A 24,472-nucleotide genomic window follows, 5' to 3' on the forward strand; every position below is an offset into this window, starting at 1 on the left:
CTGAGCGGCAGGCCACGGGTCCGGACTACCCCCGCTCGCGCGGGGCTCGCCACCTTGACGGCTACCTCTACGACGCGGCCGTCGGAACACCCCCGCCTGATGGGCTACTACCACTCCACCTACGGAACACCCCCGCTCGCGCAGGGACCACGGGATCTCGCCGTCCGAACCCTCACGCCCTTCCGGAACACACCCGCTCGCGCGGGGACCACCGGGCAAGGGCGGCCTGCTGCGCCTTGGTCTGCGGAACACCCCCGCTCGCGCGGGGCTTACTACCGGCAGATCGCCGATGCGTCGGGCGTCAGCGGAGCACCCCCGCTCGCGCGGGGACCACGACCCGGCGTTTACGTTGCGGACCCACACTCATGGGTCACCCCCGCTCGCGCGGGGTTCACGTAGTGCAGGGCCATCACCGGCACGATGAACGCGGACCACCCCCGCTCGCGCGGGGTTCACGGCCTCCCGGGCAGTAAAGACCTCAGCAGCACCGGAACACCCCCGCTCGCGCGGGGCTCACTGGGTCTGGCCCCGGCCATGTGGAGTTCGCAGCGGAACACCCCCCCCTCACGCGGGGCTCACCGGTGCTTCGCGGTGTCGAGGCGGCGCAGGTTCGGAACACCCCCGCTCGCGCGGGGCTCACGACGACGGCATCCTCTACGAGACGACCTCCGGCGGAACACCCCCGCTCGCGCGGGGCTCACCGGGTCGGTTTGCGTGTCGGGGTTCGTGTCGTCGGAACACCCCCGCTCGCGCGGGGCTCACCCTTCCCGAGCTGCGACGTTAGACCGGCTTTGCGCTTCCTTGACCACGCGTGCGGTTCGCCATCCGCTCATACTCCCAGAGGCTGGGGCCGAAGCGCCGGATCTGAGCAAGGCCCGGGTAGCCGGGGTCCACCCCCGCCCCGCGGGGCACGTGTCCAGGTGATCCTGGGTGTTGGGGGTCTCATCGGATCAACCCCGCCCGCGCGGGCCCACCCCACAACACCAACCCAACCCACAGTGCCAACCCACCTGACCCACACACAACCACGCACCAAGTCGCCCCCTACATCCCGCCCCCACAAGAGGGGCGCGCCTGTCGTGCGGTGTGGGCGCTCAGTGCTTCGGGTGCTTCAACAAGTCCACTCCAGCGCCATGCCAGTGGCCCCGTCGGTCGACATGCTGGGTGGCGGGCGCCAGCGACGTACGTGCGGTACGCGTCGCCGGGAGCGTCAGTCGAGGCGCGTACGAGGAGTGGGGGCGATGGGCACACACGTCAGCAGGGCCGCCGGGCATGGGCAGGGTGGGGGCGAGGGTGAGGAAGGGGACGGTCACCCCGGGCAGCCGTGGACGCCGCCGCCTCCGCCGCCTCCGGACGGGGAGATGCCGCCCGGCGGCGGGACGCACCGCAAGTGAGGGCAGGCGCTGAACAGGGCCGCACTCGCGCTGAGTTGACACGATCGCTGCTCGATTCGGGCGTTCTCGCCGCCGACTGGGCGGCGGCGTTCGCGGCCGTGCCGCGGGCGGCCTTTCTGCCCGAGTTGGTCTGGGTGCACGACATGGCGACCGGCCGCAACACTCCCGTCGACCGCCGCGAGGACCCCGCGGCCTGGCAGCGGGCCGCCGACGCCAACGTACCGATCGTCACCCAGTGGGACGACGGCCAGCACGCGGGCCCGGAGCCGGGGAACACGCCGAGCAGTTCCGCCAGCATGCCGTCCGTCGTCGCCGGCATGTTGCGTGACCTGGACGTTCGCGATGGCATGCGGGTGCTCGAAGTTGGTACCGGCACCGGCTGGAACGCGGGCCTCCTCGCGCACCGGCTGGGCGGCGGCAGCGGGGTGGTGAGCGTCGAGATCGACGCGGCGGTGGCCGATCGAGCGCGCGACGCGTTGCGGTGCGCCGGTCTCGTGCCCGAGGTCATCTGCGGGGATGGTGCGGCGGGTTGGCCGCCGGCCGCACCGTACGACCGGTTGATCGCTACCGCGGGTGTACGCGCCGTGCCGCCCGCCTGGCGGGAGCAGGTGCGTCCCGGCGGCGTCGTGCTCGTCCCCTGGGGCACCCACTACAGCGACCAGGATGCGCTGGTCCGGCTGACCGTCGCCGCCGACGGCACCGCATCGGGCCCGTTCCTGCGCATGGTCGAGTTCATGAAGCTGCGTGACCAACGCCTGGACTGGAACCGTTTCCGCGACCACGTCCCCCGCTTCCCCGGCGCCGCCGAGGTGACCGCAACCCACCTCACGCCGGCTGACCTGGGCGACCGCTACGACGCCGTACGCTTCGCCATCGGCCTGCGCGTCCCCGCCTGCGCGCACGTGGTCAATCGCGTGGACGCGGCGACGACGCGGGCGTGGTTCTTCGACCTGAACGGCCCCTCCTGGGCTGCGGTGACGTTCCGCGGAACCGAGGCCGGAGCCGAATCGCCCGCCGCGACCGTCCACCAGTGCGGCTCCCGCCGCCTGTGGGACGAGGTGGAGGCCGCGTATGCGTGGTGGGCCGGAGCGGGCAGCCCTGGCATCGACCGCTTCGGCCTGACGGTCACGCCGGCGGGCCAGCGGGCTTGGTTGGACGATCGGTCCGACTCGTGGTGGGTGTGACGGCTGGTGCCGGGCGCCTCGCTTGGTGGAACACCCCCGCTCGCGCGGGGCCCACGGAACCGTGAGCCGCGGCCCCGCCGACCGCGACGGAACACCCCCGCTCGCGCGGGGACCACGCGGTAAGCGCGCTGCTCGCAGCCCTGATGTACGGAACACCCCCCGCTCGCCCCGGGGGACCACCCCCCGGGCTCCGCCAGGAAGCACCGCCGGATCGGACCACCCCCGCTCGCGCGGGGCTCACGTCCCCGCCTCCACGATGTGCAGCGCGCCCAGCGGAACACCCCCGCTCGCGCGGGGACCACGAGCGCCGGCAGGCCGGTGATGTGGTCATCTACGGAACACCCCCGCTCGCGCGGGGACCACCCCCGCCCCCGTGATCCGCGAGCGTCTGGGCCTGGAACACCCCCGCTCGCGCGGGGACCACACAACACCAAACCTGGACGCGGTGCCGCAGTTCGGAACACCCCCGCTCGCGCGGGGACCACCCCGTCGCCCTCCTCGCAGCCCTCTCCCGCGCCGGAACACCCCCGCTCGCGCGGGGACCACGTGCAGGTAGTCGCTGGTGTGCGCGTACTGGGCGGAACACCCCCGCTCGCGCGGGGACCACCCTTCCTGAGCTGCAACGTTAGACCGGCTTTGCACTTCCTTGACCATGGGTGGGGTTCGTCATCTGCCCATGATCTCAGGGGTGTGGTGGTGTCGCGGGGTGATCGGTGGGTACGGGCCGGCGCCAGTCTGATGGCATCTCGCGCGGGGACCACTCGCCCTTCGTTGCGCGGCTGTCGCGCATCCGTGGGCCACCCCCGCTCGCGCGGGGCTCACGAGATGGCCTTCCGCCGCGCCCTGGCCGTGGTGGACCACCTCCGCTCGCGCGGGGCTCACACGATGGCGGGCTCTGCGTTGTCGGCGAGATCCGGACCACCCCCGCTGGCGCGGGGCTCACGCTGTCCTGCGTGACCATGGGATCAGCGCCCGCGGACCACCCCCGCTCGCGCGGGGCTCACCACATGCCGGCCCGCCAGCGCATTCGCCACCGCGGACCACCCCCGCTCGCGCGGGGCCCACTCGTCCGTCTCGTCCTTGATCTGGTCGGCCAGCGGACCACCCCGCTCGCGCGGGGCCCACGGCGCAGACATCCGTACACCCGACCTGGCCGACCGGACCACCCCGCTCGCGCGGGGCCCACCCTTCCTGAGCTGCGACGTCAGAGCGGCTTTGCACATGCTCGACCCAAAGCGAGGCTCGCCACCCGCTCATACTCCCAGAGGGCATCGCCGAAGGATCGGGGGATCGGGGATCGGGTACAGGCCCGCATCTGCCTGACATGTCGACGGCCCGATCGGAGCACCCCGCTCCCGCGGCGCTCGCGCCCACGCCGTACGCGTCCGTCCGCGCCCGCGCCCTTGCCCGTTCGCGCCCGCCCGCGGTTACGCCCACGCGCGTGAGTGGTGCGCCCTGCGCCTCGCGTAGGCCGCGCGGTCCACGGGCACCCATACGCAAGGTAAGCGAGTGACTGCCGAGAGTGCGGGACGGTGTGGAGTGGGAAGTACGCAGTACGACGAGACGGCCGAAGTGTATGACGACACCTTGAACGTTCTCACCTATGCGCGGCACGCGGAGGAACCCACCTTCCGTGCGGTGATGGGGGACGTGAGCGGGCTCGACGTGTTGGATCTCGGTGCGGGTACGGGGATCTGGACCCGGCGGATCAAGCGGGCGGGGGCCGGCCGGGTGGTGGGTCTGGAGATCTCCGCGGCCATGGTGGAGACGGCCCGCGAGCGCGAAGCGGACGAACTTCTCGGCATCGTCTACCACGTCGGCGACGTGTCCCAGGTCCACGAGGACATCGAGCCGGCCGCCTTCGACCTCGTCACCGGCGTCAACGTGCTGCATTACAGCGCCAGCAGGGACGAGTTGGTGGCCATGTGTCGCACCGCGAGCCGGGCGCTGCGGCCGGGCGGGCGCCTGGTGACCAACTGCGCCAACTACGACATGGCCGATGAACCCGACTACTACGGCCCGTTCGGCATCACGGCCACCGTGCCTCGACCTCGCGCCGAGGGTTCGAAGGTGCGCGCGCACACGACGATGGGTGGGCGCCCGGTCGACATCGAGTTCTACCTGTGGCTGGCCAGCACGTACGAGTCCGCGTTGCGCGAGGCCGGTTTCACGCAGGTGCGCTGGCCGGCGTGGCAGATCTCGGAGGAGGGGATCGCCCAGTACGGGGAGGAGTACTGGCAGCGATACATCGACCACCCGCCGACGTTGGTCATTGAGGCGGTCAAGTAACCCCCGGCGTCGCCGCCTGACGGACTAGGCGAAGTCCCCGACCACTTGCCGCGTGGTCGGGGGCTCTGTCGTACGAGGTGGGTGTCAGCCCTGGAAGTCGCCCGCTTTGACGGCCGTGAGGAACGCGGCCCAGGTGGCGGGTTGGAAGGTGAGGGCTGGGCCGTGGGGGTCCTTGCTGTCGCGGACGGGGACGCTGGCCGGCGCGGCGGCGTCGATCTCGATGCAGTCGCCCGTGCTTCCGCTGTAGCTGCTCTTGATCCACCGTTCGGTCATGGGCCGCAACCTCCTTGAAGGATGTTTCTCAACTCTGCGACGTGGGCGTTCAGTTGAGCTAGGGCGTCGAGGTCCCCGAGGTATGTCGGTGATTGGTCGGCGCCTGTCGTGCGGCGTGTGGTCAGGCTTGGAAGTCGTCCGCCTTGACGGCCGCGATGAATGTGGCCCACGCGGCCGGTGCGAAGGTGAGCGCCGGGCCGCTCGGGTTCTTGCTGTCGCGGACGGGGACGCTGGCCGGCGCGCCGGCGTCGATCTCGATGCAGTCGCCCTGGGTGCCGCTGTAGCTGCTCTTGATCCACTGTTCGACCATGGGATCGCAACCTTTCAGGGTTGGGTTACTCAACTCTGGTGCACCCCCCGGCGGTTGCGCTAGGTCGCCGATGAGCCCCCGACCACTTGCCGCGTGGTCGGGGGCTCGGTCGTACGAAATGGGTGTCAGGCGTCGAAGTCGCCAGCCTTCACGCCCGTGACGAAGGAGGTCCAGGCGGCCGGCTCAAAGGTGAGGGCCGGGCCGTTCGGGTCCTTGCTGTCGCGGACGGGGACGGTGTTCGGGACACCGACGCCGACCTCGATGCAGTCGCCGCCGTTGTTGCCGCTGTAGCTGCTCTTGAACCACTGCGCCGCAGTGAGATCGGTGGTCACTGATATTCCTCCATCACGTTCCGGATGAACTGAGCGGACTCAGTTGTGGAGAGTGCGTCCGCCGCGAGTCGAGTGTAAGTGCGGGTCAACTGCTGTACGCGTGCGGGATCGTTGACGAAGTGGCCGCAATCGATGGATTCCGAATAGATCCAATCTCGCCCGCTGGGCATCGAAATGATCGTTAACGGAGCGCTGGGACGCACAACGAGTGGGTTGTCCATTGGGACGATCTGGATCACGAAGTTGGGTAGTTCAGTCAAAGCCAGCAGGTGTGCACACTGCTCTGCCATCACCTGCGGTCCGCCTAGAACCGTCCGCAGGGTGTTTTCGTCCAAGACGGCTGAGAGCAGGGGGCTCTCAGGGCCTGCTGCCAGGAACCGATCTTGTCGGCGGAGTCGAGCCTCAACGGTGCGTTTGAGGTCCTCGCGACTACGCAGCACGGGTGTGTACAGGGCGTGAACGTACTCTTCCGTCTGCATCAGCCCGGGGATGTTTTGGCTTTGGTAGATGCGCAGGGCGGTCGCATCTCGATCCATCTGAGCACGACGTGCGAACCAGTCGGGGCGATGAGTGGCCGGATACCAGTCCACCTCACGCCACAGATCCGACAGCTCATCGCCGACTTCCAGGAGTTCTTCCCACGCTACGACCTGCCGCTTGTCGGGTACGCGTTCGCCGGCCTCGATCTTCGCGACCATGGAGCGATCCAGGTGGGCGATTTTGCCGAGCTCGACTTGTGTCCGCCCCGCGCGTTCGCGGCTCTGCTTTATGAAGCGTCCAAACAACTGTGCGGCCGTCACGGCGAGTTCGTTTCCAGGCGGTGATGGGGACGCGCCCGCATCCCTATCAACTCCGCGTCCCCGACGTGCCATGGGGACCCCCTTCGGTGTGTGTCAGAACTTTCTCCGTCACGGCCGTGGGTCGGCTGTGGCCGGAACGGGTCATTCGTTGCGATCGTAGCCCCGACGGGAGAACTCTGTAAGTGCCTGATCACAACCGGTGATTGAGGTCGATGCCCGACGCGGAGCGCCGCCCGGGTGTTCGTCGTCCGCGTCCGGAACGAGTCGTTGCATGCAACACACCATGACCCTCAAGGTCTACCGCCAACGTCCCGGTGAGCCACCGATCCCCCTCGCCGCCCCCACCACCATCCGCATCGACCCCGAATCCCTCACCCGGAGCGAGTTCGAGGCGCAGCTCTGCTCCACCGCCTGGGCGCCCTGCCGTTGCCCGCGGCACCGGCAGGAGGGGGCGGCGTCGGTGTCGGGGCGGGAGGGGCGGTCGTGATGGGGGAGTTCGGGGTCGGGGCGGCGCCGGTGGGTGGCGGTGAGCCCCGGGTGCTTGCCGTTGCCGCGCGGCTGGGGACGCGGGCCCGCGTGTTGACCGGGGAGCACGCCGTACGGGCCGTCTGCGGCATCGTCCTGCGGTTCTTCCTCACCCGCGCCTGGCGTGACGAGCCGGCGTGCGAGTGGGCGGACGCCACCGACATCGAGTTCCAACTTGCTTACGAGGAAGCCCTGTTCGACCGCGACGATCGCGGCGCCACCGTACTGCGGCCCAACCCGCGCCGCGTACAGCTCGCGCTCGACGCCTTCGCCGGGCCCGGGAGTTTCTTCTGGTGTGACGGGGGTGACGGCGCCGGCGTCATGACCACCAACGGGAAGGCGCCCGCCGACTGCGGGCTCACCCCGGCAGCCGTCCGTACGAGCCTGGCCGGCGGTGTCTCGTGAGTGAGGATGCGCACGAGGTGTGCGTGACGTTGCTGGTGTGGCAGCCGGTGGACGCCGACGCGCCGGGCGAGGTGGTGGACGGGTGGCCGCAGGTGCTCCAGGTGCACGAGGGGTCGGGCGCGTGGCGGGCGCCCAGTACCGGGCTGCGGATCGGCGAGCGGGTGATGGAGGCCGCCGGGCGCATCGCCCACGCCATCGGGCTGACCCTGCCCAACAGCCATCGCGTACTCGCCGTCGACCAGCTTTCGGACACGCCGGACGAGGCGGAGCGGCTGGTCATCGTCGTGGACGGGGGGTGGGTGACGGGCGCGGACGCGGACGTGGCCGACGGCGGGGCGAGCCCCTGCGCGCACGTCTACCGGCACCGGCGGCGGTGGGCCTGCGTCGACGACCTCGCGGACGAGCGCACCCTCAGCGTCGCGTTGGCGGCTGCGGTCGCCAAGCTGCCGCCGTTCGTCATCGGTTAGTGGGAGGTGGGCGGGCCGCGGGCGCTGGGCTCCGTACGCCGGGCCTCCGTACGCCGGGCCTCCGCGCGTCGGGCCCCGTACGCCGGGCCCCTCGTATGGCGGCCCCCGTACCCCTGGCCCCCGGCGGGCTCCGTACCCCTGGCCCCCGCCGGGCCCCGTACGCCCCGCCCGCAACCCCGTACCGTGCGCCCACGCGCCCCGGGTCGTCGGGCGGGCGGGTGGGGGAGTGCGCGGCGCGGGCGGCCCGTCCGGGTGAGGGGCCGTACTGGTCGGGCCGGGCGGGGCGTTAGCCGAAGTGGCGCCGACGTCCCCGCACGACCTGCACGGGTGCGCAGGTCGGGGCCGTGCACCAGCGCCGCGAAGCCGACGAAAGGCCGCTCATGAAACGCCGCACCGTATCCGCTGACCCCGCTGGCCCTGCCGCCTCCGCCGACCCCGCCACCCTCGCCGTCACCACCCTCCCCGCCACCCCGCTCTTCCGGCTGATCGCCGCCCTGCTGGCGGCGCTCTCGCTCGGGCTGCTGCTCCAGCAGCCGTCGGCCGCCGCATCCGCCTCGGTGCGGCCCGCCGCCGAGGTGATCGTGATCATCGAGGACGGCCGCTTCGTACCGCAGAACGTCACCATCAGACGCGGTGACACCGTCCGCTGGACCAACAACGACCGCTTCGACCACACCGTCACCTCGTCCGACGGGCTCGGCTGGGACAGCGGGGTGCTCACCCCGGGGCAGAGCTTCCGGCGCGCCTTCCCGGTGCACGGCGTCTTCCGCTACCACGACCGGCTCAACCCGTCGATCACCGGAACCGTCGCCGTCCGGTAGCGGCGGCCGTGTTCCGCGGGCCCGGTACGGCGACTGCCGGCCGGGCCCGCCCGTGCTTGGCCGGGTGATCGATCCACCCGGGGTGCAACCTTTCGCGCGTCCCCCGTGTCTCTTCTAGTAACGCCACATAGGCGCGCTAATCGGTACAAAACTCTCCTTGGAGGGGATCACCATGATGCGCACTTCACGCCGCCCGCGGCGCACCGCCCTGCTCGCCGCCGGCCTGCTCGCCACCGCCGGGCTCGGCCTCGGCTTCGCCGGCCCGGCGTCGGCCGCCGTCGACCGGCCGTCCAGCGTCGATCCGGGCGGCAAGCAGTACGACGCGAAGCAGGTCCGCCACTTCCTGAAGTCCTTCTACGGTCACCACGGGCCCAGCGCCTGGGAGCGCGAACACCTGGTCACCGAGGAGCTGAAGGAGAAGGCCGCCCAGACCCCGGACTACGACCTGCTGCTCTGTGCCCAGAACACGCCCGAGGACATTGAGATCGGGCCCGTCACCACCGCGGCTTCGGCGGGTGTGGGCTGGGCGCCGGTCACCACGCACTGGGGCGAGGGCCAGGACACCCAGGTCTTCACCGCGTACGTGGGTCTTGATGCCAGCAAGCCGATGAAGCTGACCGACATCAGTTGCCAGGCGCCGGACGCCTGAGCGGTGCGCCGCGCGGTCGGGGCCGCGCGGTCGGGGTGATGGCTTCGAGGTGCGGGCCGGGGCGCGGTCGGGGCGCAGCCGGGGCGGCGCGGTCGGCGCGGCGAGTTCGAGGTGGGGGCCGGGGCGCGGTCGCCGCGGCCCCGCCCCGCCACCCTGCCCGCATTTGCCATGATCGGCGCCGTATTCTCGCCGTATGACCTGGTTGCGCGCACTCAAGGAGACCGCCCGCACCGGCCTGACCATCGAGCGCACCCGGCTGGAACCGCTGGTGGCGCTGCGCGGCGCGGGCGGGGTCGCCATCGTCATCGGGCTGATCCTCTGGCTCGGCTCGCCGCCGCTCGCGGTCGCCTCCGCGTTCGGCGCGTTCGCCTCCGGCGTGGCGACCTTCCAGCGCAGTTGGCGGCCCCGGCCGGTACTGGCGCTCGCCGCCGCGGCCGGGCTCGCCGTCAGTACGTTCCTCGGGTACGCGGCTGCCGCCCATCCGCTGCCCTTCGTCCTGCTGCTCGCGCTCTGGTCGCTGCTGGCGGGCATGGCGTGGGCGGTCGGGCCGGTCTCCGGGCTGGTCGCCACCCAGATGGTGGCCGTCATGCTGATCACGGTCACGCTGCCCACCTCGTTGCTCGGCGCCCTCGAACACGCCGTGCTGATCGCCTTCGGCGGGCTGGTGCAGGCGGTGCTCATCGTGCTGGTGCCGATCCGGCCGTGGGGCGCCCAGCGTGACGCGCTGGCCGACGCGTTCGCCGCCGAGGCCGACTACGCGCGCCGGCTGCGCGAGGACCCGGTGGCGCCCTTCGACCCGCAGCCCCTGATGAACGCCCGGCACGCCGCCTCGCTCACCCCCCGGCAGGCCCGCCGCCGACCCAGCGGGCTGCGCGGCTACCGGTCGCTGGCCGAGCGGCTGCGGCCGGTGCTCGCCTCGCTCGCCGATCCGGTGGTCGGCGCCCCGGCCACCGGGCCCGAACGGGACCGCGTACGCGCCCTGCTGGCCGCGGCGGCCACCGTGCTGGACGCGGTGGCGCACGCGATCCGCTGGGGCAAGCCGGTACGGCTGCCGGCCGAGGCGATGGAGGTCCTTGAGGTGCCGGCGACCGGGCCCGTCCTGCACGGCGCCGCGCGCCGCTCCGCGCTGCGGCTGATGGCGCTGCTCGCGGAGGTGGTGGAGTCGGCGGAGGAGCCGTTGGAGCGGGTGGGGCCGGGGGGAGAGGGGCGGGGGGTGTCGCCGGCGGGGCCCGGCGGGGCTGACGGTCCGGCTACTCCCGGTGGGGCTGCCCCCGGCCCGGCTACTCCTGGCGGGGCCGCTCCCAGCCCGGCTACTCCCGGCGCAGCCACGCCCAGCCCGGCCACCCCCGCTGGGGCCGCCCCCAGCGGTGCCACCCCCGCCGCTGGCGAGCTCACCCCGCCCGCCGAACAGACCGTCACCCGCAACGCCCTGCTGCGCCCCACCATGCCGCGCCTGGTGCCCGTCGCGTTGCGCGCCCTGCACCGGGAGGCGCGCTGGTCATCGCCCGTGCTGCGGCACGCCGTACGGCTCGCGGTCGTCGCCTGCGCCGGCTACCTGCTCGGCACGGCGTTGCCGTTCGGGCACGGCTACTGGGCGCCGATGGCTTCGGTGATGGTGATGCGGCCCGACTTCGAGCAGACGTACTCGCGCGGCGTCGCCCGGTTCGCCGGCACGCTGGTCGGGGTGGCGCTCGGCGGGGCGGTGGTGGCCCTGGTCCACCCCGGGGAGTGGGCCAGCGCCGGGCTCGCCGTCGGGTGCGTGGGGCTGATGTACCTGCTGATGCGCACCGGCTTCACCGTCGCCTCCGCGTGCATCAGCGCGTACGTCGTCTTCCTGCTCGGCATCGCGGGCGAGGGCTGGTCGCAGACGGTGCAGGACCGGGTGGCGCTGACCCTGCTCGGCGGAGTGCTGGCGATGGCCGCGTACGCGCTCTTCCCGGCCTGGGAGACGCCGAAGCTGCGGGACCGGCTGGCCGACTGGCTGCTGGCCAACGGCCGGTACGCGGTCGCCGTCTTCGGCGGCCACGCCCACCCCATCGAACGCCGGCCCCGGCACGTACGCGACGCCCTGCTGGACGCCCGCGCGGCCCGGCTCGCCTGGGCGCAGAGCGAGGCCCGCGCCCAGGCCGAACCCGTACGCCACCGCGGCATCTCGCGCCGCTCGGCGGGCGCGGCCCAGACGGCGCTGGCCACGATGGGCCGGGTCACGATGCTCCTGGAAGCCCACCCGCCGGACCGCGACGCGCGCCCCTCGCCGGCCGCCGGCGACTTCGCAACGGCCCTGCGCACCGCACTCCCACAGGCGACCGCCGCCGTCCGCGACCGCGAACCGCTGGACTGGCGCGAGGTGCACACGGCCCTGAACGCCTGGCGGACGTCCGAGGGCGGCGACGCGCTCCCGGTGCGCTGCGCGGAGTTGTTGGTGGACGCGCTGGACGAACTGGCCGGCGCGCTCTCCCGGGGGCCCGGCGGGAAGAATCGGGCGCGGCGGCGGGAGTGAGTGCGGGTGCGCGGCGTGGTGGGTACGAGGTGCGCGGTGCGGCGGGTACGGGGCGGGCGGTGCGGTGGGTACGTACGGGGCGGGCGGGGCGCGGTGGGCCGGCCGCATCAGGCCGATTCCCGCGGGGTGCCGCCCACAACTCGGCCACTCCCGGCCGGGGCACTGTCCAACCTCCACCAGGGCGGCTAGCTTCCTCTCGCCGTACACCCGACGCACCAACAGACGCACCAACAGGGGGAATCCACATGCCCATTCGTTCCCGGCTCGCAGCCGCCACCGTGACCCTCGCCGTGGCCGGCGCGGGGCTGCTCGGCCTCGCGGCGCCGGCCTCGGCCGACAGCCTGGGGCTCATCTGCCCGAGCCGCGCGGAGTACATCGACGGCAGCGGTGGCCACAAGGGGGCCCGCATCAGTTGCACCGGCGGCTCGTTCTTCCTGGCCATCAGATGCGAGAAGCTGGACTCCAGCCACTACCGGTATTGGCACTACGGCAACTGGGCCTCCTCCGGCGGCACGTCGACGGTGTGGTGCGACCTCAACGCCAAGATCATCGCGGCTGAGACCCGTACGTCCTGAGTCCTGTTCCGAAGGGCCCGGGGCGTCCGCGGTGGGCAGGGCGGGGCAGCGCGGGCGAGGAGCCCCCTGGTCCCACCCCACGGAAACGGCCCGGGGTCAGTACCCATTGACCCCGGGCCGCGTGGGGGCCCGTGCCTCGCCCGCAGGGGCCGCCCACGTTTTCCGGGTGCCGCGACGGTGGCGGCGGGGGTGGTTCGGTCGTACGGGCCGGCCCGGGGGTCAGCCGGTGCGGCGCTGGCCGCCCTTGAGCGTGGCGCGCAGGTACTCCCGGTTCATCGCGGCGATCGTCGGCAGCGGGATGCCCTTCGGGCAGGCCGTGGCGCACTCGCCGGTGTTGGTGCAGCCGCCGAAGCCCTCCGCGTCCATCGTGCCGACCATGTCGAGCACCCGGCTCTCGCGCTCCGGGGCGCCCTGCGGCAGCACGTTCAGGTGCACCACCTTCGCCGAGGTGAAGAGCATCGCCGAACCGTTCGGGCAGGCCGCCACGCACGCCCCGCAGCCGATGCACTCCGCGTTCTCGAAGGCCAGGTCGGCGGCGGCCTTGGGGACCGGCGTCGCGTGCGCGTCGGGCGCGCTGCCGGTGGGGGCCGAGATGAAGCCGCCCGAGCCGATGATCCGGTCGAACGCCGAGCGGTCCACCACCAGGTCCTTGACGACCGGGAAGGCCGACGCCCGCCACGGCTCGATGTCGATCGTGTCGCCGTCGGAGAAGTGCCGCATGTGGAGCTGGCAGGTGGTGGTGCGCTCCGGGCCGTGCGCCTGGCCGTTGATGACCATGCCGCAGGCGCCGCAGATGCCCTCGCGGCAGTCGTGGTCGAAGGCGACCGGCTCGTCACCGCCGAGGATCAGTTCCTCGTTCAGGTGGTCGAGCATTTCGAGGAACGACATGTCCTCGCTGATCCCGTCCACCTCGTAGCTGGTCATGGCCCCCGGCTCGGCGGGGCCTGTCTGGCGCCAGATGCGCAGGGTGAGCCTCATGCGTAACTCCGCTGGGTGGGGTGGACGTACTCGAATTCCAGGGCCTCGCGGTGCAGCACCGGAGCCTGGCCGGTGCCGGTGAACTCCCACGCCGCCGCGTACGAGAACGACTCGTCGAGCCGCTTGGCCTCGCCGCCCTCGGTCTGGCTCTCCTCGCGGAAGTGGCCGCCGCAGGACTCGTTGCGGTGCAGCGCGTCCAGGCACATCAGCTCGGCCAGCTCCAGGTAGTCGGAGATCCGGTTGGCCTTCTCCAGCGCCTGGTTCAGCTCCTCGCCGCTGCCCGGCACCTTGATCCGGCGCCAGAACTCCTCGCGCAGCGAGGGGATGCGCTCCAGCGCCTTGCGCAGCCCGGTCTCGGTGCGGGCCATGCCGCACTCGTCCCACAGCAGTTCGCCCAGCTCCCGGTGGAAGGAGTCCGGGGTGCGGTCGCCGTTGTTGGACAGCAGCGCGTACAGCCGGTCGGTGACGGCGGTGACCGCCTCGTGCACGGCCGGGTGGTCCCGGTCCACCGGCTCGTGCGGGTGCCGGGCCAGGTAGTCGTTGATGGTGGCCGGCAGCACGAAGTAGCCGTCGGCCAGGCCCTGCATCAGGGCGGATGCGCCGAGCCGGTTGGCGCCGTGGTCGGAGAAGTTGGCCTCGCCGACCGCGAACAGGCCAGGCACCGTGGTCTGGAGGTCGTAGTCCACCCACAGGCCGCCCATCGTGTAGTGGATGGCCGGGTAGATGCGCATCGGCACCTCGTACGGGTTCTCCGCGGTGATCCGCTCGTACATCTCGAAGAGGTTGCCGTACTTCTCCTCCACCGCCCCCCGGCCCAGCCGGGCGATGGCGTCGGCGAAGTCCAGGTAGACGCCCTGGCCGCCGGGGCCGACGCCGCGGCCCTCGTCGCACACGTTCTTCGCGGCCCGCGAGGCGATGTCGCGCGGCACCAGGTTGCCGAACGCCGGGTAGATCCGCTCCAGGTAGTAGTCCCGCTCGTCCTCCGGGATCTGCGCCGGCGGGCGGGTGTCACCCTTCGCCTTGGGCACCCAGATCCGGCCGTCGTTGCGCAGCGACTCGCTCATCAGCGTCAGCTTGGACTGGTGGTCGCCCGAGCGCGGGATGCAGGTCGGGTGGATCTGCGTGAAGCACGGGTTGGCGAAGTACGCGCCGCGCCGGTGCGCCCGCCAGATCGCGGTGGCGTTGGAGTTCTTGGCGTTGGTCGACAGGTAGAAGACGTTGCCGTACCCGCCGGAGGCCAGCACCACCGCGTCCGCGAGGTACGTGGAGACCTTGCCGGTCAGCAGGTCGCGGGCGACGATGCCGCGGGCCCGGCCGTCGATCACGATCAGGTCCAGCATCTCGGTCCGCGGGTGCATCTCGACGTGACCGGCAGCGATCTCCTTGGACAGCGCCTGGTACGCGCCGAGCAGCAACTGCTGGCCCGTCTGGCCGCGGGCGTAGAAGGTGCGGGAGACCTGCACGCCGCCGAAGGAACGGGTGTCGAGCAGCCCGCCGTACTCGCGGGCGAACGGCACGCCCTGCGCCACGCACTGGTCGATGATCTCCACCGACACCTCGGCGAGCCGGTGCACGTTGGACTCGCGGGCCCGGAAGTCGCCGCCCTTGACGGTGTCGTAGAACAGCCGGCGCACCGAGTCGCCGTCGTTGCGGTAGTTCTTCGCGGCGTTGATGCCGCCCTGCGCGGCGATGGAGTGGGCGCGGCGCGGCGAGTCCTGGTAGCAGAACTGGACGACGTGGTAGCCCTGTTCGGCCAGCGTCGCACCGGCCGCGCCGCCGGCGAGACCGGTGCCGACGACGATGACCGTGTGCTTGCGCCGGTTGGCCGGGTTGACCAGCTTCGCCTCGAAGCGGCGGGTCTTCCAGCGGTCCTCGATCGGCCCGCCCGGCGCCTTCTCGTCCACCAGCGGCAGGCCGATCCCGTACGCGGTGTAGTCGCCGCCGGGGGCGGTGGGGGTGGCTGTGTCTGTCGGGGTGGCGGTGCCCGTCGGGGTGGGGTTCGCCCGGGTGCCGGCCGGGGCCGGCGTCGCGCTCGGCCGGGTGTCGGGGGTCGTGTCAGCCATGTCAGTCCACCAATCCGAGCATCACGCTCACCGGGATGGAGATGAATCCGCAGGTCATCACCAGTGCCAGGCCGTTCGATGCGATCTTCAGGGCCCGGGTGCGGCGGGCGCTGGCCACCCCGAGGGTCTGTGCGGCGCTCCACAGGCCGTGCCGGACGTGCAGCCCGACGGCGACCATGGCGGTGATGTAGATCGTGTTGCCGTACCAGGTGCTGAAGGAGGCCACGAGGTTCTCGTACGGGTGGCCCGACTCGGCCCGCTCGTTCACCGTGAGCGTGGTGAGGTCCAGGATGTGCCAGATGATGAAGAGGGTGAGGATCACCCCGCCCCACCGCATGGTGCGCGTCGCGTAGCTCTGCTGGGGCCGCTGGTGCACGTACTTCTGCGGGCGGGCGGCCAGGTCGCGGCGGCTGAGTTGGTACGCGGTGATGCCGTGCAGGACCACCGCGGCCAGCAGCACCGGCCGCACCAGCCACAGGAACCAGCCGTGGTGCAGGATCGGCTCGCCGATGGTGCGCAGCCAGTGCCCGTAGCTGTTGAATTCGTCGGCGCCGAAGAAGACCTTGAGGTTGCCGGCGAGGTGGGCGATCAGATAGCCGAGCATGATCGCACCCGACACGGCCATGATCGTCTTCTTGCCGACGGTCGACCGCCATACAGAGCCGATGAGGGACGGGGCGCGGTCCCGGGTTGCCAGTGCCATGACACCCGACGCTAAAGACACCCCGTGCCATCAGTCCAAGACATGAAAGAGCTCGTTCCCATAGTTGCTGGCTATCATCCGAGCATGCAGCTACAACAGCTCCGCTATTTCGCGGCCGTGGCCGACGTACGGCACTTCACACGGGCCGCGGAGGCGCTGCACGTGGCACAGCCGTCCCTCTCGCAACAGATCCGGGCGCTGGAGCGGGAGCTGGGCGCCGACCTGTTCCACCGCGCCCGCGGCAACATCACCCTCACCGACGCCGGCGCCGCGCTGCTGCCGCTGGCCCGGCAGATCCTGGCCGACACCGAGACCGCCCGGCGCGAGGTGCAGGAGGTGGCACAGTTGCGCCGCGGCCGGGTCCGGCTCGGCGCCCCGCCTAGCCTCTGCGCCAGCCTGGTACCCGACGTGCTGCGCCGCTTCCACGACGAGTTCCCCGGCGTGGACCTGCTGGTGGACGAGGACGGCTCGCAGGACCTGGTCCGCACGCTGGGCGCCGGCGAACTCGACCTCGCCCTGATCATCAGCCCACAACCCAGCCAGGGCCCGGCCCTGGCCACCACCGAGCTGCTGCACGAGGAGCTGGTCGTGGTCTCCTCGCCCAGTTCCCTGCCCCCGGCCGGCGCCCGCTCCCGGATACGGGTCGGCGACCTGCGCGGCAAGCCGCTCGCCATGTTCCGGCGCGGCTACGACCTGCGCGAATTCACCACCGCCGCCTGCCGGGCGGCCGGTTTCGAGCCCACCCTCACGGTGGAGGGCGGCGAGATGGACGCCGTACTCGGCTTCGTCCGCGCGGGCCTGGGCATAGCGGTCGTACCCGGCATGGTCGCCGCCCGCTCCGGGCTGCGCATCACCCCCTTCGCCGGGGCATCCATGACCCGCACCATCGCGGTGGCCCACCGCAAGGACGTGGCCCCACCGCGCGCCGCCCGCGAACTGCGCCGGGTCCTGCTGGAGTACTTGCGTACGGCGGACCTGGGGGACACGGCGGTGTTGGTGAACCGGGGGCGGGGGTGAGGGGCGGGTGTGCTGGCGGGCGACCGGAGACGATGAGGGGCCCCGCCGGGCGCCGCCCTGCGGGGCGGGTGGCGACGCCGGGGAGGCTCAGCAATGCCGGCTGCGTGGTTTGAGCCATACTCCGGTGACGGACCCCCGTGCCCCTTTCTCGGATCTCGCGAGTTCCGTACAGCTCGCGCATTTGAACGGGATGCGAGCAAGCGGTAGAAGCGGTTTCACCGTGTCGCCATAAACTGGCCAAGATTCGTCCCGGTCTAGTCCTTTCCTGCCCTGCGTGCATAAGGTGATCGCTGTGCCTGTCTGCTGAACGAGTCGGCCCTGTGCGCATCGGCTTGACGGCTGGGGGCGGCGTTATATCCCACGCGGCGGATGCCCCTGTACGCCATCGTCGAGAAGTACAACCGCGTCATCCGGGAGTTCTGACTCGTCCATGCCGGCATCCGATCCGTACCAGATTCATGACGTTGCGGTGCTCACCGCCATCATGCTGGCTGGCCCTGCTGCCTTGATAGGGCTCGTCATATACCTGTGCTCGTCGCTCATGCGGTTCCGTCGGCACTCGCTATGCACGGCCTATCGCGACCTTTGTCTTTCGTCCCTCGCCGCCTCGCTGGCCCTGTACCTGTGGGGTTGCGCGCATGTCGTCTTCCGCGAGCGGCAGGAGGTCGGCAGCGAGTGCGCAAAGGCGGCGGGCGCGGGGGCACGGCGAGTGGAAGCGTTTCACGGCGACTTCGTTCCGCTCCAACTCGTATGCCGTACCGAGGGCGGAGGCACTTACACCGTTCTCATCCCCGACTACATCAATCCGTCCATAGTCGTCACCTCGTCGCTCGCCCTGGCCTTCGGCATTGCCGCATTCCTACTCCATCGCAGGCAACTCGTCAGCGACGGGGCAGGGAAGGAAGGTAAACCCTGTTGAGCCACGCCGAATGAGGTCGCCGTAAGGATCTCACCGCAGTTGGATGCCGTATTCATGCCACGCCCCGGCCCCGCGCCGGGGCGTGGCTAGTCCGACAAGGAGTTGCGTCGACATGCGCCCGCGCTCAGCACGTTCCGCCGCCTTAGCCCTCGCCGTGCTTCTCGCCGTCGGACTCGTGGCCGGTTGTGAGTGGACCGGGACCACGCCCGAGAGTTCCTCGCGTATTCAGGAGGTTCTTCCCGCCGACCCGGATGAGGCACGGTCGAAGAAGAACGCCGAGGACTTCCGGGCCTGGGTCGACGACCACGGAACGCCGCGCCAGCGCGAGGCCGTGACCCGCGTGCTGAACATCATCGGGGAGTGGGACGAGGAGACCGGCAACGCGTACGTCTCCACGGACATCAACGGGGGGATGTCGCCGGTGGAGGACAGCATGGCCTCGGCCACTGCCCTCGCCGAGGCGTTCGACCGGTGGCAGAACTCGGAGCAGGGCTTCGTCTCGGTGTACGACGTGGCCGGCAACGCGTTGATCGCCAACTACGAGTTCTGACTACGAGTTCTGACCGGTTGCGGCCCGCCCGCCGAGCACCCCGTGCGCCGCGCGTGACAAGGGGCTTGGTCCGGACCGGAGTTCTCCGTTCCCGCCGTCGCCGCCGGTCGTGGCGTGGTGGAGGGGTGCGGCCGGGGTGGCCGGCCCCGGGTGTGTGGTGGGGCTCGGGGCGTGGTGGGTAAGGTGCCTCGGCGTGGGGGCCGTGCTGTTCAGGGGGTGTGCTCGTGCCCGGGGGTGTGCTCGTGTCGGCATCCGATCCGTACCAGACGCACGACGTCACGGTGTTGACCACCGTCATGTTGGTCGGTCCCGTCGTGCTGGCTGGGCTGGTCACGTATCTGTGCGTGGCGCTCATGCAGCGCCGCCGGCGCTCGCCCGCCGCGGCCTGCCGTGACCTCGCCCTGCTGTCCGCGGCGACCTCGCTCGGCCTGTACCTGTGGGGCTGCCTGCACGTGGCCTTCACCGAGCGGCCGGAGATCGGCAGGGCCTGCGCGAAGGCGGCCGGGGTGCGGCCGGTGGAGTCGTTCCACGGCGACTTCGTGCCGCTCCGGTTGGTCTGCCGCGCCGAGGGCGGGGGCTCGCACACGGTCCTCGTCCCCGGCTACACCAACCCGTCCGTCGCCGTCACCCTCGCCCTCGCGGTGGTCTTGGGGGTGGTCGCCGCCGTGCTGTACGTCAGGCGGGGTGTGGGGGACCGGGGTGTGGGTCACCGGGGCGGTGGGGGCGGCCCGAGTGGGCCGGGCGCGGGTGGTTCGGGTGAGCCGGGTTCGGGTGACCCGGGCGGTGAGGGTGGTTCGGACGTGGGCGGCCCGGGTGCGGGTGGTTCGGGTGGGCGGGGTCAGTGGGCCGGTGGCGTGCGGAAGCCGCGGGCCAGCAGTTCCGAGCCGTAGCCGGTGCCGCCGCCGGTCTCCGCGCCCAGCCGTACGCCGCCGAGGTCGTAACCGGTGCGCAGTACGTCCTCGTGGTCCGCGGCCAGTACCACCCGCCGCGTGCTGTGCCGGAACTGGAGCACCTGCCACCGGCTGCCGACCGCGAACCGCGGCAGGTGGTCGGGGTGGACGCGGTCGGCGATGACGGTGGTGAAGCGGCGGGCGGGCGCGGGGCCGGACGGTCCCTCGGCCGCCGCGGCGGGGCCGCTCGCCGTGGCGGGGGCCGGCGCCCCGTTGGCCGGGCCAGCCCCGGCACCCGGTGCCACCCCCGCCTCGGGCCTGGGCGCCCCGGCCCCCTCGGGCCCGGCGGGCGCCACCACCTCCACCGCGACCAGCTCATAACTGCCGCTCTCGGTCTCCACGCTGGTCAGGCCGGTGACGATGGCGGTGCGGGGCGCGGTGTGGACCGCCGGCAGCTTGCGAAAGGCGATGCTGAACGCCAGCCACGCCGCGGCGCCCTGGAGCGGCAACCAGCCGGCCGCAAGCACCAGCACCAGCCACCGCGGGGCGTCCAGGGCGAGGGCCACGGCCGCGGGTGCGACCGCGACGACCGCCAGGACGTACGCGCTGATCCGCAACAGCCGCGACTCGGACCGCAGCCGGCGCGCGGCAGGCGGGTACGGTGCGTCGACCCCTGGCCCGGCGCCGTCGTCGCTCGTCATGGCTCCCCCTCGTCCGCCCCACCGGCCCCGCCCGCGGGCCCGGCAACCCCGTGTCCGTACGCGCCGACCCCGGCAGGGCCGGGCGGGCGGGCCCCATTGTCGCCCGGCGGTGGTGGCCGGGCCAGGGTTGGTGTGCCTGGTCAGCGGGGTGGGTGGGGCGGCCCTTGCGCGGCCCTTGCACGAACCTGGCGCAGGGGCCGGTTTTGAGTGGGCCGCAGGGGCTACCCGACAGCCATGAGCACGGAACAGAGTTCGGCGCGGGTGGGTGTGCACGTCTGTGGGTGTGACTGGGACGACGCGGACGCGGTGTTCCGGGTGTTGCGGGCCGCCTTCCCGGCGACCGCGGCCGACGAGTGGCCGGACGCGGGGCGGCCCGTGGACACCCAGTCCGACCGGCCGGTGGTGTGGTCGATGACGGTCGACACCCGCGAACCCGGTGCGCAGGCCCCCGCCTCCCGCCTCACGGAGCCGGTCAACGTCGACCTCTACGGCACGGAACCCCCCATCCACCAGGTACGCGACGTCCTCGGCCGGCACTTCTCGGTGGCCACCGAAGAGGCCGTCCCCGGCGATCAGGAGATGGAGGTCCGGATGCGCCTCGGCCCGACCGGCTGAGACCCCGGGCCGTGCGCCGCCGCGCCGCCGCGATCACGCCGCCCGCGCTGGTCGGACGGTGGTGCGGTGGCAGTGGCTGGATGGGGGCGTTCCGTTCTACGAGACGGGCGCGGCGGGGGCGCTCGGTGGCGCGTGGTCGCACGGCGGGGCGGTGGGCGGCTTGAGGTACGGGGCTTCGCCGCCCTGTCGTAGTGGCCAACTGTCCTGAGATAGAAGGTAGTTGGTGCGCGTGGCGGCCGGTCGTGGGTGGGCCGGCCGCCCGGGTGTGCCGGCGGATCGCGGAGGGTGTGAGCCCCTTGCGCACTCCCGTGCACCCCTGGCCAGGGGCGGACAGCGCATCGGACGGCTATTGAACATGGGCGACGGTTCTTTGTAGTTTGCTCGCCACGCCCAGCCGGGCGGATGCGGGTGCGCGCGGGGCTCTGGGGCCGCGGGCCCGCCCCAACTGGCCCACCCAACCGGCCCCCGCCCGCTCGGCCAACCGACCACCCAACCGGCGGGGACACCCAATCGACCACCCAACCGGCGGGGCCACCCAACCGGCCACCCACCCGGCGGGGCCACCCAACCGGCCACCCACCCGGCGGGGCCACCCACCCGATGAGGCCGGCCCCACCGGTCATCAGTCGGAGGTCGGAGGTCGGACCATCCGGGGCGCGGGCCGCCCCGCCACACAGGGCCCCCACACCGGGCCCGCCCCGACACACCGGGCCCGCCGCGCCCCAGGCCGGCGGGCCGCACCAGGTCGGACCAACGCCCAGCAACCCACCCCAGCTAGCGACACGGAAACCAGCATGGTCATAGGCAACACCCCGGGCGCCATCGGCTGTCCGGGCCACGAATCCACTCTGCCCGGGCCCGCGCGGCGCCGGGCGCCCGAACCGGGTAGCGGGGTCGTCCGATGAGGGCAGGGCCGGACCGGCTGGTCCTGCGCGAGGGCGGCCCGTTCCGCCTGATCTGTCTGCCGTACGCGGGCGGCTCCGCCAGGTCCTTCAGCGGACTGGTGCGCCAGGTCACCGAGGACTGGACGGTGGTCGCCGCCCAGCCGCCCACCGAGCAGACCGAAGGCAGGGCGCCCGACCTCAACGAACTCGCCGACCACTACGCACAGTTGCTCGCCGATGACCTCGCCGGGCCGGGCATCGTCCTCGGCCACAGCCTGGGCGCGGCCGTCGCCCACCGGATGGCCCTGCGGCACGCGGCCCGCTGGCCGGCCACCCTGCACCTCGTACTCTCCGCGCCGCTGCGGCCCGGGCCGCCCGTCTGCCAGGTCGCCGGGCTCGACGACCCCTCGCTCCTGTCTGTGGCCAGATCGCACGGCATCGTGCCGGACCTCGGGGTGCCCGACGAGGTGGTGGCCCGGATGTTGCTGCCCGAACTGCGGCAGGACCTCGCCGCGCTCGGCACGGCCGGCTGGGCGCCCGAACCGGTGCCGGCGCCGGTCCATCTGCTGGGCGGCACGGAGGACGAGACCAGCCCGCCGTTCGTGCTCACCGAACTCGCCGACCAGTTGGCCGCCCGGGACACCCGCTGGGTGCGCGGCGGGCACCTGTTCGTGATGGACCAGCCCGAGGAGACGTTCGCCGCGCTCCGCAAGATCGCCGGCTGCCCGCCGGGCCGCCGCCCCGCGGTCGCCCCCGCCCCCGCCGTTTCGCTCGCCGCCGAACCGCTTGCCGAACCGTCCCCCGAACCACCCGCCCTCGCGTCCCCCGCGGCCGAACCGCCCGACGCGGCCCCCGCCCCCAGCGCTTCGTGACGCCCGACCCGTCGTGACCTGCGGCGCGCCGCGGCCGGTGGCTGCGCGCCCGCGTCCGCCCGAGTGCCGGGCGGTGGCCCGTGCCGGGGTCACCGCCGGGCGCCCCCGCCCGTTCGGCCAGGCGCCGGGGCCGGCGTACGGCCGTACGATGGGGCCATGCCGGCACGCGAAGGGTCCCCAGGTGCAAACACTGTGCACCAGCACGGCCCCGGCGCGCCGCAACTCGACGCGGCGGCCACCGTGTTCGCGCTGCTCGCCGACCCGACCCGGCTCCACCTGGTGTGGCTGCTGGCCCGCGGCGAGGCGGACGTGACGACGCTGACCACGGCGAGCGGCGCGGCCCGCACCGCGGTCAGCCAACACCTCGCCAAGCTGCGCCTCGCCGGCCTGGTGCAGGCGCGCAAGGAGGGCCGCCACATGGTGTACGCCCTGCGGGACGGACACCTGCGGCGGCTGGTGGAGGGCGCGCTGCAACACGCGGACCACCAGGTGACGGGCGCGCCCCAGCACGTGTGAGGGGCTGTACGGCTGGGTGTGACCGGTCCTGTGGGCCGGCTTGGCCCGTGAGCCGGACACAGGCTCGTATGCCGGAGGCTCCTGCCTGGCCCGTACGCCGAACAACCCTGCGCTATCCGTACGCCGGACACGGGCTCGTACCCCGGACAGCCAGCGTGGCTCGTCACCCTGACAGCCCCGCGTAGCTCGTACGCCGAACAACCCTGCACGGCCCGCACGCCACAACGCCCCACACACCCACACCCGAACCCACACCCACCCAGGCGCCCACCCACACCCGCCACGAGGACCCTCGCGCGGGGTGGGTGTGATCGGCTCGGGCGGGGCGATGGTGGGTGGGTTCGGTGGGGTGGTGGGGTTGCGGTGGGTTGGTGGTGGGTTCAGCGGCGGGGCGTGGGGCCGCCGGCGCCCTCCAGGGGGACGGGGCGTTCCGCGCCGCGGTCCCGGGCGTTGCCGCGGCCCCGGTCGGCGCGCGGCCGGTAGCCGTCGCGCGGGCCGTAGGGGCCGTGCGGGCGGGCGTTGCGGGCGCGGTAGACGACGTACGGGCGGACCAGGTAGCCGACGGGTGCGGTGAAGGCGTGTACCAGGCGGCTGAAGGGCCACAGGGCGAACAGCGCCATCGCCAGCAGGGTGTGGACCTGGAACTGGAGCGGGGCGTCGGACATGTGCGAGACGTCCGGGTCGAGCGTGAACAGGCTGCGGAACCACACCGAGACGCCGAGCCGGTAGTCGTAGTCGCTGGTCGCCGGCGTGACCATGGTGTTCATCAGGCCGGCGACCAGGGTGGCGAGCAGCACCGGGTACAGCACCCGGTCGCTGCGCGAACTGGCCCGGCGCACGGCCTTGATCCGCAGCCGGCGCCAGAGCAGGATGCCCAGGCCGCAGGTGCCCATCAGACCGGCGATGCTGCCGGCGACCAGGGCGCCCGCGCTGTACTGGCCCTCGGTGACCCGCAGGCGCTCGGTGAAGCTCTCCGGTACGAGCAGGCCCACGACGTGGCCCATCAGGATGAGCAGCAGGCCGAAGTGGAAGAGCGGTGAGCCGATCCTGAGGAGTCGGTTCTCGTGGAGTTGGCTGGAACGGGTGGTGAAGCCGAAGCGGTCGTAGCGGTAGCGCCACGCCGTGCCCACCACCAGGGAGGTCAGGGCGAGGTAGGGCAACACGCCCCACAGCGTGGTGTGGAGATGGTCCACCGGAGGGCTCCTTCGCGGCGGCGCCCCGTACGGGGGCAGTGGACAGT

At 72.4% G+C, this 24,472-nt stretch carries 25 protein-coding genes and 2 CRISPR repeat arrays; of the genes, 16 read left to right on the forward strand and 9 right to left on the reverse strand.

Features of this window, described 5'->3' with window-relative positions; translation table 11 throughout:
- Positions 1 to 1,429 precede the first annotated feature (1,429 nt).
- Positions 1,430 to 2,578 carry a methyltransferase domain-containing protein gene (locus ACMA1D_RS14370; RefSeq protein ID WP_414724340.1) on the forward strand — a complete coding sequence of 383 codons (1,149 nt, stop codon included), beginning with the start codon at positions 1,430 to 1,432 and terminating at the stop codon, positions 2,576 to 2,578.
- Between the two features lie 212 nt (positions 2,579 to 2,790).
- Positions 2,791 to 3,186: direct repeats of the CRISPR family, unit length 29 nt; unit sequence CGGAACACCCCCGCTCGCGCGGGGACCAC.
- Positions 3,187 to 3,371: 185 nt separating this feature from the next.
- A CRISPR array of direct repeats spans positions 3,372 to 3,643; the repeat unit is 29 nt.
- Positions 3,644 to 4,117: 474 nt separating this feature from the next.
- Positions 4,118 to 4,867, forward strand: coding sequence for a class I SAM-dependent methyltransferase (locus tag ACMA1D_RS14375; protein ID WP_414724341.1), 750 nt, complete (start codon positions 4,118 to 4,120; stop codon positions 4,865 to 4,867).
- Positions 4,868 to 4,951: 84 nt separating this feature from the next.
- Here ACMA1D_RS14375 and ACMA1D_RS14380 read toward each other — a convergent pair whose 3' ends face one another.
- From ACMA1D_RS14380 to ACMA1D_RS14395, 4 genes are all read right to left on the reverse strand, one after another.
- The gene (locus ACMA1D_RS14380) at positions 4,952 to 5,140 is read right to left on the reverse strand and encodes a DUF397 domain-containing protein (RefSeq protein WP_414724342.1); all 189 of its coding nucleotides are present in this window, start codon (positions 5,138 to 5,140) and stop codon (positions 4,952 to 4,954) included.
- 121 nt (positions 5,141 to 5,261) lie between these two features.
- On the reverse strand, positions 5,262 to 5,450 hold the full coding sequence (locus tag ACMA1D_RS14385) for a DUF397 domain-containing protein (protein WP_414724343.1): 189 nt from the start codon (positions 5,448 to 5,450) through the stop codon (positions 5,262 to 5,264).
- A 125-nt stretch (positions 5,451 to 5,575) separates the two neighbouring features.
- Positions 5,576 to 5,782 (reverse strand): DUF397 domain-containing protein, encoded by a 207-nt coding sequence (locus ACMA1D_RS14390; protein WP_414724344.1) that lies wholly within the window; start codon positions 5,780 to 5,782, stop codon positions 5,576 to 5,578.
- A complete protein-coding gene (locus ACMA1D_RS14395; protein WP_414724345.1) occupies positions 5,779 to 6,582 on the reverse strand; it encodes a helix-turn-helix domain-containing protein in 804 nt (267 codons plus the stop codon). Before ACMA1D_RS14395 ends, ACMA1D_RS14390 begins: the two co-directional genes overlap by 4 nt.
- A 271-nt stretch (positions 6,583 to 6,853) precedes the next feature.
- Between ACMA1D_RS14395 and ACMA1D_RS14400 the strand changes: the two genes are divergently transcribed.
- The 7 genes from ACMA1D_RS14400 to ACMA1D_RS14430 all read left to right on the forward strand — a co-directional run bounded on the left by ACMA1D_RS14400 (position 6,854) and on the right by ACMA1D_RS14430 (position 12,524).
- Positions 6,854 to 7,069, forward strand: coding sequence for a hypothetical protein (locus tag ACMA1D_RS14400; protein ID WP_349991680.1), 216 nt, complete (start codon positions 6,854 to 6,856; stop codon positions 7,067 to 7,069).
- Positions 7,070 to 7,158: 89 nt separating this feature from the next.
- A complete protein-coding gene (locus tag ACMA1D_RS14405; protein WP_414724346.1) occupies positions 7,159 to 7,512 on the forward strand; it encodes a hypothetical protein in 354 nt (117 codons plus the stop codon).
- Positions 7,509 to 7,979, forward strand: coding sequence for a hypothetical protein (locus ACMA1D_RS14410; protein WP_414724347.1), 471 nt, complete (start codon positions 7,509 to 7,511; stop codon positions 7,977 to 7,979). Before ACMA1D_RS14405 ends, ACMA1D_RS14410 begins: the two co-directional genes overlap by 4 nt.
- Positions 7,980 to 8,359: 380 nt before the next feature.
- Entirely contained in the window at positions 8,360 to 8,800 is a 441-nt protein-coding gene (locus ACMA1D_RS14415; RefSeq protein ID WP_414724348.1) for a cupredoxin domain-containing protein, read from the forward strand.
- Positions 8,801 to 8,972: 172 nt separating this feature from the next.
- On the forward strand, positions 8,973 to 9,449 hold the full coding sequence (locus ACMA1D_RS14420) for a hypothetical protein (RefSeq protein ID WP_414724349.1): 477 nt from the start codon (positions 8,973 to 8,975) through the stop codon (positions 9,447 to 9,449).
- 193 nt (positions 9,450 to 9,642) lie between these two features.
- A complete protein-coding gene (locus ACMA1D_RS14425) occupies positions 9,643 to 11,949 on the forward strand; it encodes an FUSC family protein (protein ID WP_414724350.1) in 2,307 nt (768 codons plus the stop codon).
- A gap of 245 nt (positions 11,950 to 12,194) precedes the next feature.
- Positions 12,195 to 12,524 carry a hypothetical protein gene (locus ACMA1D_RS14430; RefSeq protein ID WP_414724351.1) on the forward strand — a complete coding sequence of 110 codons (330 nt, stop codon included), beginning with the start codon at positions 12,195 to 12,197 and terminating at the stop codon, positions 12,522 to 12,524.
- A 219-nt stretch (positions 12,525 to 12,743) separates the two neighbouring features.
- Here the strand turns inward: ACMA1D_RS14430 and ACMA1D_RS14435 are convergent, their stop codons facing one another.
- The 3 genes from ACMA1D_RS14435 to ACMA1D_RS14445 are packed head-to-tail and all read right to left on the reverse strand — an operon-like array spanning position 12,744 to position 16,268.
- Positions 12,744 to 13,502 carry a succinate dehydrogenase/fumarate reductase iron-sulfur subunit gene (locus tag ACMA1D_RS14435; protein WP_414724352.1) on the reverse strand — a complete coding sequence of 253 codons (759 nt, stop codon included), beginning with the start codon at positions 13,500 to 13,502 and terminating at the stop codon, positions 12,744 to 12,746.
- Positions 13,499 to 15,565: a fumarate reductase/succinate dehydrogenase flavoprotein subunit gene (locus ACMA1D_RS14440; protein WP_414724353.1), complete on the reverse strand. Its 2,067-nt coding sequence runs from the start codon at positions 15,563 to 15,565 to the stop codon at positions 13,499 to 13,501. The genes ACMA1D_RS14435 and ACMA1D_RS14440 overlap by 4 nt, the downstream gene beginning before the upstream one ends.
- A 1-nt stretch (position 15,566) precedes the next feature.
- Positions 15,567 to 16,268: a succinate dehydrogenase cytochrome b subunit gene (locus ACMA1D_RS14445; RefSeq protein WP_414724354.1), complete on the reverse strand. Its 702-nt coding sequence runs from the start codon at positions 16,266 to 16,268 to the stop codon at positions 15,567 to 15,569.
- An 84-nt stretch (positions 16,269 to 16,352) separates the two neighbouring features.
- Between ACMA1D_RS14445 and ACMA1D_RS14450 the strand changes: the two genes are divergently transcribed.
- The 4 genes from ACMA1D_RS14450 to ACMA1D_RS14465 all read left to right on the forward strand — a co-directional run bounded on the left by ACMA1D_RS14450 (position 16,353) and on the right by ACMA1D_RS14465 (position 19,644).
- The gene (locus ACMA1D_RS14450) at positions 16,353 to 17,285 is read left to right on the forward strand and encodes a LysR family transcriptional regulator (protein ID WP_414724355.1); all 933 of its coding nucleotides are present in this window, start codon (positions 16,353 to 16,355) and stop codon (positions 17,283 to 17,285) included.
- A 430-nt stretch (positions 17,286 to 17,715) separates the two neighbouring features.
- Positions 17,716 to 18,204, forward strand: coding sequence for a hypothetical protein (locus tag ACMA1D_RS14455; protein WP_414724356.1), 489 nt, complete (start codon positions 17,716 to 17,718; stop codon positions 18,202 to 18,204).
- A 112-nt stretch (positions 18,205 to 18,316) separates the two neighbouring features.
- Complete coding sequence (locus tag ACMA1D_RS14460) at positions 18,317 to 18,754, forward strand: hypothetical protein (RefSeq protein WP_414724357.1); 438 nt, start codon at positions 18,317 to 18,319, stop codon at positions 18,752 to 18,754.
- Positions 18,755 to 18,996: 242 nt separating this feature from the next.
- Positions 18,997 to 19,644, forward strand: coding sequence for a hypothetical protein (locus ACMA1D_RS14465; protein ID WP_414724358.1), 648 nt, complete (start codon positions 18,997 to 18,999; stop codon positions 19,642 to 19,644).
- Here ACMA1D_RS14465 and ACMA1D_RS14470 read toward each other — a convergent pair.
- Positions 19,593 to 20,345 (reverse strand): hypothetical protein, encoded by a 753-nt coding sequence (locus ACMA1D_RS14470; RefSeq protein ID WP_414724359.1) that lies wholly within the window; start codon positions 20,343 to 20,345, stop codon positions 19,593 to 19,595. The two genes, ACMA1D_RS14465 and ACMA1D_RS14470, sit on opposite strands and share 52 nt — an antisense overlap.
- Before the next feature lie 234 nt (positions 20,346 to 20,579).
- On the opposite strand from ACMA1D_RS14470, the gene ACMA1D_RS14475 reads away from it, so the two are divergent.
- From ACMA1D_RS14475 to ACMA1D_RS14485, 3 genes are all read left to right on the forward strand, one after another.
- Positions 20,580 to 20,960, forward strand: a complete 381-nt coding sequence (locus ACMA1D_RS14475; protein ID WP_414724360.1) for a hypothetical protein — start codon at positions 20,580 to 20,582, stop codon at positions 20,958 to 20,960.
- 901 nt (positions 20,961 to 21,861) lie between these two features.
- The gene (locus ACMA1D_RS14480) at positions 21,862 to 22,716 is read left to right on the forward strand and encodes a thioesterase II family protein (protein ID WP_414724361.1); all 855 of its coding nucleotides are present in this window, start codon (positions 21,862 to 21,864) and stop codon (positions 22,714 to 22,716) included.
- Between the two features lie 156 nt (positions 22,717 to 22,872).
- A complete protein-coding gene (locus tag ACMA1D_RS14485; RefSeq protein ID WP_414724362.1) occupies positions 22,873 to 23,232 on the forward strand; it encodes an ArsR/SmtB family transcription factor in 360 nt (119 codons plus the stop codon).
- Positions 23,233 to 23,612: 380 nt separating this feature from the next.
- Here the strand turns inward: ACMA1D_RS14485 and narI are convergent, their stop codons facing one another.
- Complete coding sequence (narI, locus tag ACMA1D_RS14490; protein WP_414724363.1) at positions 23,613 to 24,425, reverse strand: respiratory nitrate reductase subunit gamma; 813 nt, start codon at positions 24,423 to 24,425, stop codon at positions 23,613 to 23,615.
- Positions 24,426 to 24,472: the final 47 nt, after the last annotated feature.

Source organism: Streptomyces sp. 796.1 (genome assembly GCF_047525675.1).
Classification (GTDB): Bacteria; Actinomycetota; Actinomycetes; order Streptomycetales; family Streptomycetaceae; genus Streptomyces.

What these genes read in the sequence shown, in the direction of transcription:
- ACMA1D_RS14380 (WP_414724342.1), bottom strand. Translation starts at nt 5,140, where the DNA reads ATGACCGAACGGTGGATCAAGAGCAGCTACAGCGGAAGCACGGGCGAC.
- ACMA1D_RS14385 (WP_414724343.1), bottom strand. Translation starts at nt 5,450, where the DNA reads ATGGTCGAACAGTGGATCAAGAGCAGCTACAGCGGCACCCAGGGCGAC.
- ACMA1D_RS14400 (WP_349991680.1), top strand. Translation starts at nt 6,854, where the DNA reads ATGCAACACACCATGACCCTCAAGGTCTACCGCCAACGTCCCGGTGAG.
- ACMA1D_RS14415 (WP_414724348.1), top strand. Translation starts at nt 8,360, where the DNA reads ATGAAACGCCGCACCGTATCCGCTGACCCCGCTGGCCCTGCCGCCTCC.
- ACMA1D_RS14420 (WP_414724349.1), top strand. Translation starts at nt 8,973, where the DNA reads ATGATGCGCACTTCACGCCGCCCGCGGCGCACCGCCCTGCTCGCCGCC.
- ACMA1D_RS14425 (WP_414724350.1), top strand. Translation starts at nt 9,643, where the DNA reads ATGACCTGGTTGCGCGCACTCAAGGAGACCGCCCGCACCGGCCTGACC.
- ACMA1D_RS14430 (WP_414724351.1), top strand. Translation starts at nt 12,195, where the DNA reads ATGCCCATTCGTTCCCGGCTCGCAGCCGCCACCGTGACCCTCGCCGTG.
- ACMA1D_RS14435 (WP_414724352.1), bottom strand. Translation starts at nt 13,502, where the DNA reads ATGAGGCTCACCCTGCGCATCTGGCGCCAGACAGGCCCCGCCGAGCCG.
- ACMA1D_RS14440 (WP_414724353.1), bottom strand. Translation starts at nt 15,565, where the DNA reads ATGGCTGACACGACCCCCGACACCCGGCCGAGCGCGACGCCGGCCCCG.
- ACMA1D_RS14445 (WP_414724354.1), bottom strand. Translation starts at nt 16,268, where the DNA reads ATGGCACTGGCAACCCGGGACCGCGCCCCGTCCCTCATCGGCTCTGTA.
- ACMA1D_RS14450 (WP_414724355.1), top strand. Translation starts at nt 16,353, where the DNA reads ATGCAGCTACAACAGCTCCGCTATTTCGCGGCCGTGGCCGACGTACGG.
- ACMA1D_RS14455 (WP_414724356.1), top strand. Translation starts at nt 17,716, where the DNA reads ATGCCGGCATCCGATCCGTACCAGATTCATGACGTTGCGGTGCTCACC.
- ACMA1D_RS14460 (WP_414724357.1), top strand. Translation starts at nt 18,317, where the DNA reads ATGCGCCCGCGCTCAGCACGTTCCGCCGCCTTAGCCCTCGCCGTGCTT.
- ACMA1D_RS14470 (WP_414724359.1), bottom strand. Translation starts at nt 20,345, where the DNA reads ATGACGAGCGACGACGGCGCCGGGCCAGGGGTCGACGCACCGTACCCG.
- ACMA1D_RS14475 (WP_414724360.1), top strand. Translation starts at nt 20,580, where the DNA reads ATGAGCACGGAACAGAGTTCGGCGCGGGTGGGTGTGCACGTCTGTGGG.
- ACMA1D_RS14480 (WP_414724361.1), top strand. Translation starts at nt 21,862, where the DNA reads ATGAGGGCAGGGCCGGACCGGCTGGTCCTGCGCGAGGGCGGCCCGTTC.
- ACMA1D_RS14485 (WP_414724362.1), top strand. Translation starts at nt 22,873, where the DNA reads ATGCCGGCACGCGAAGGGTCCCCAGGTGCAAACACTGTGCACCAGCAC.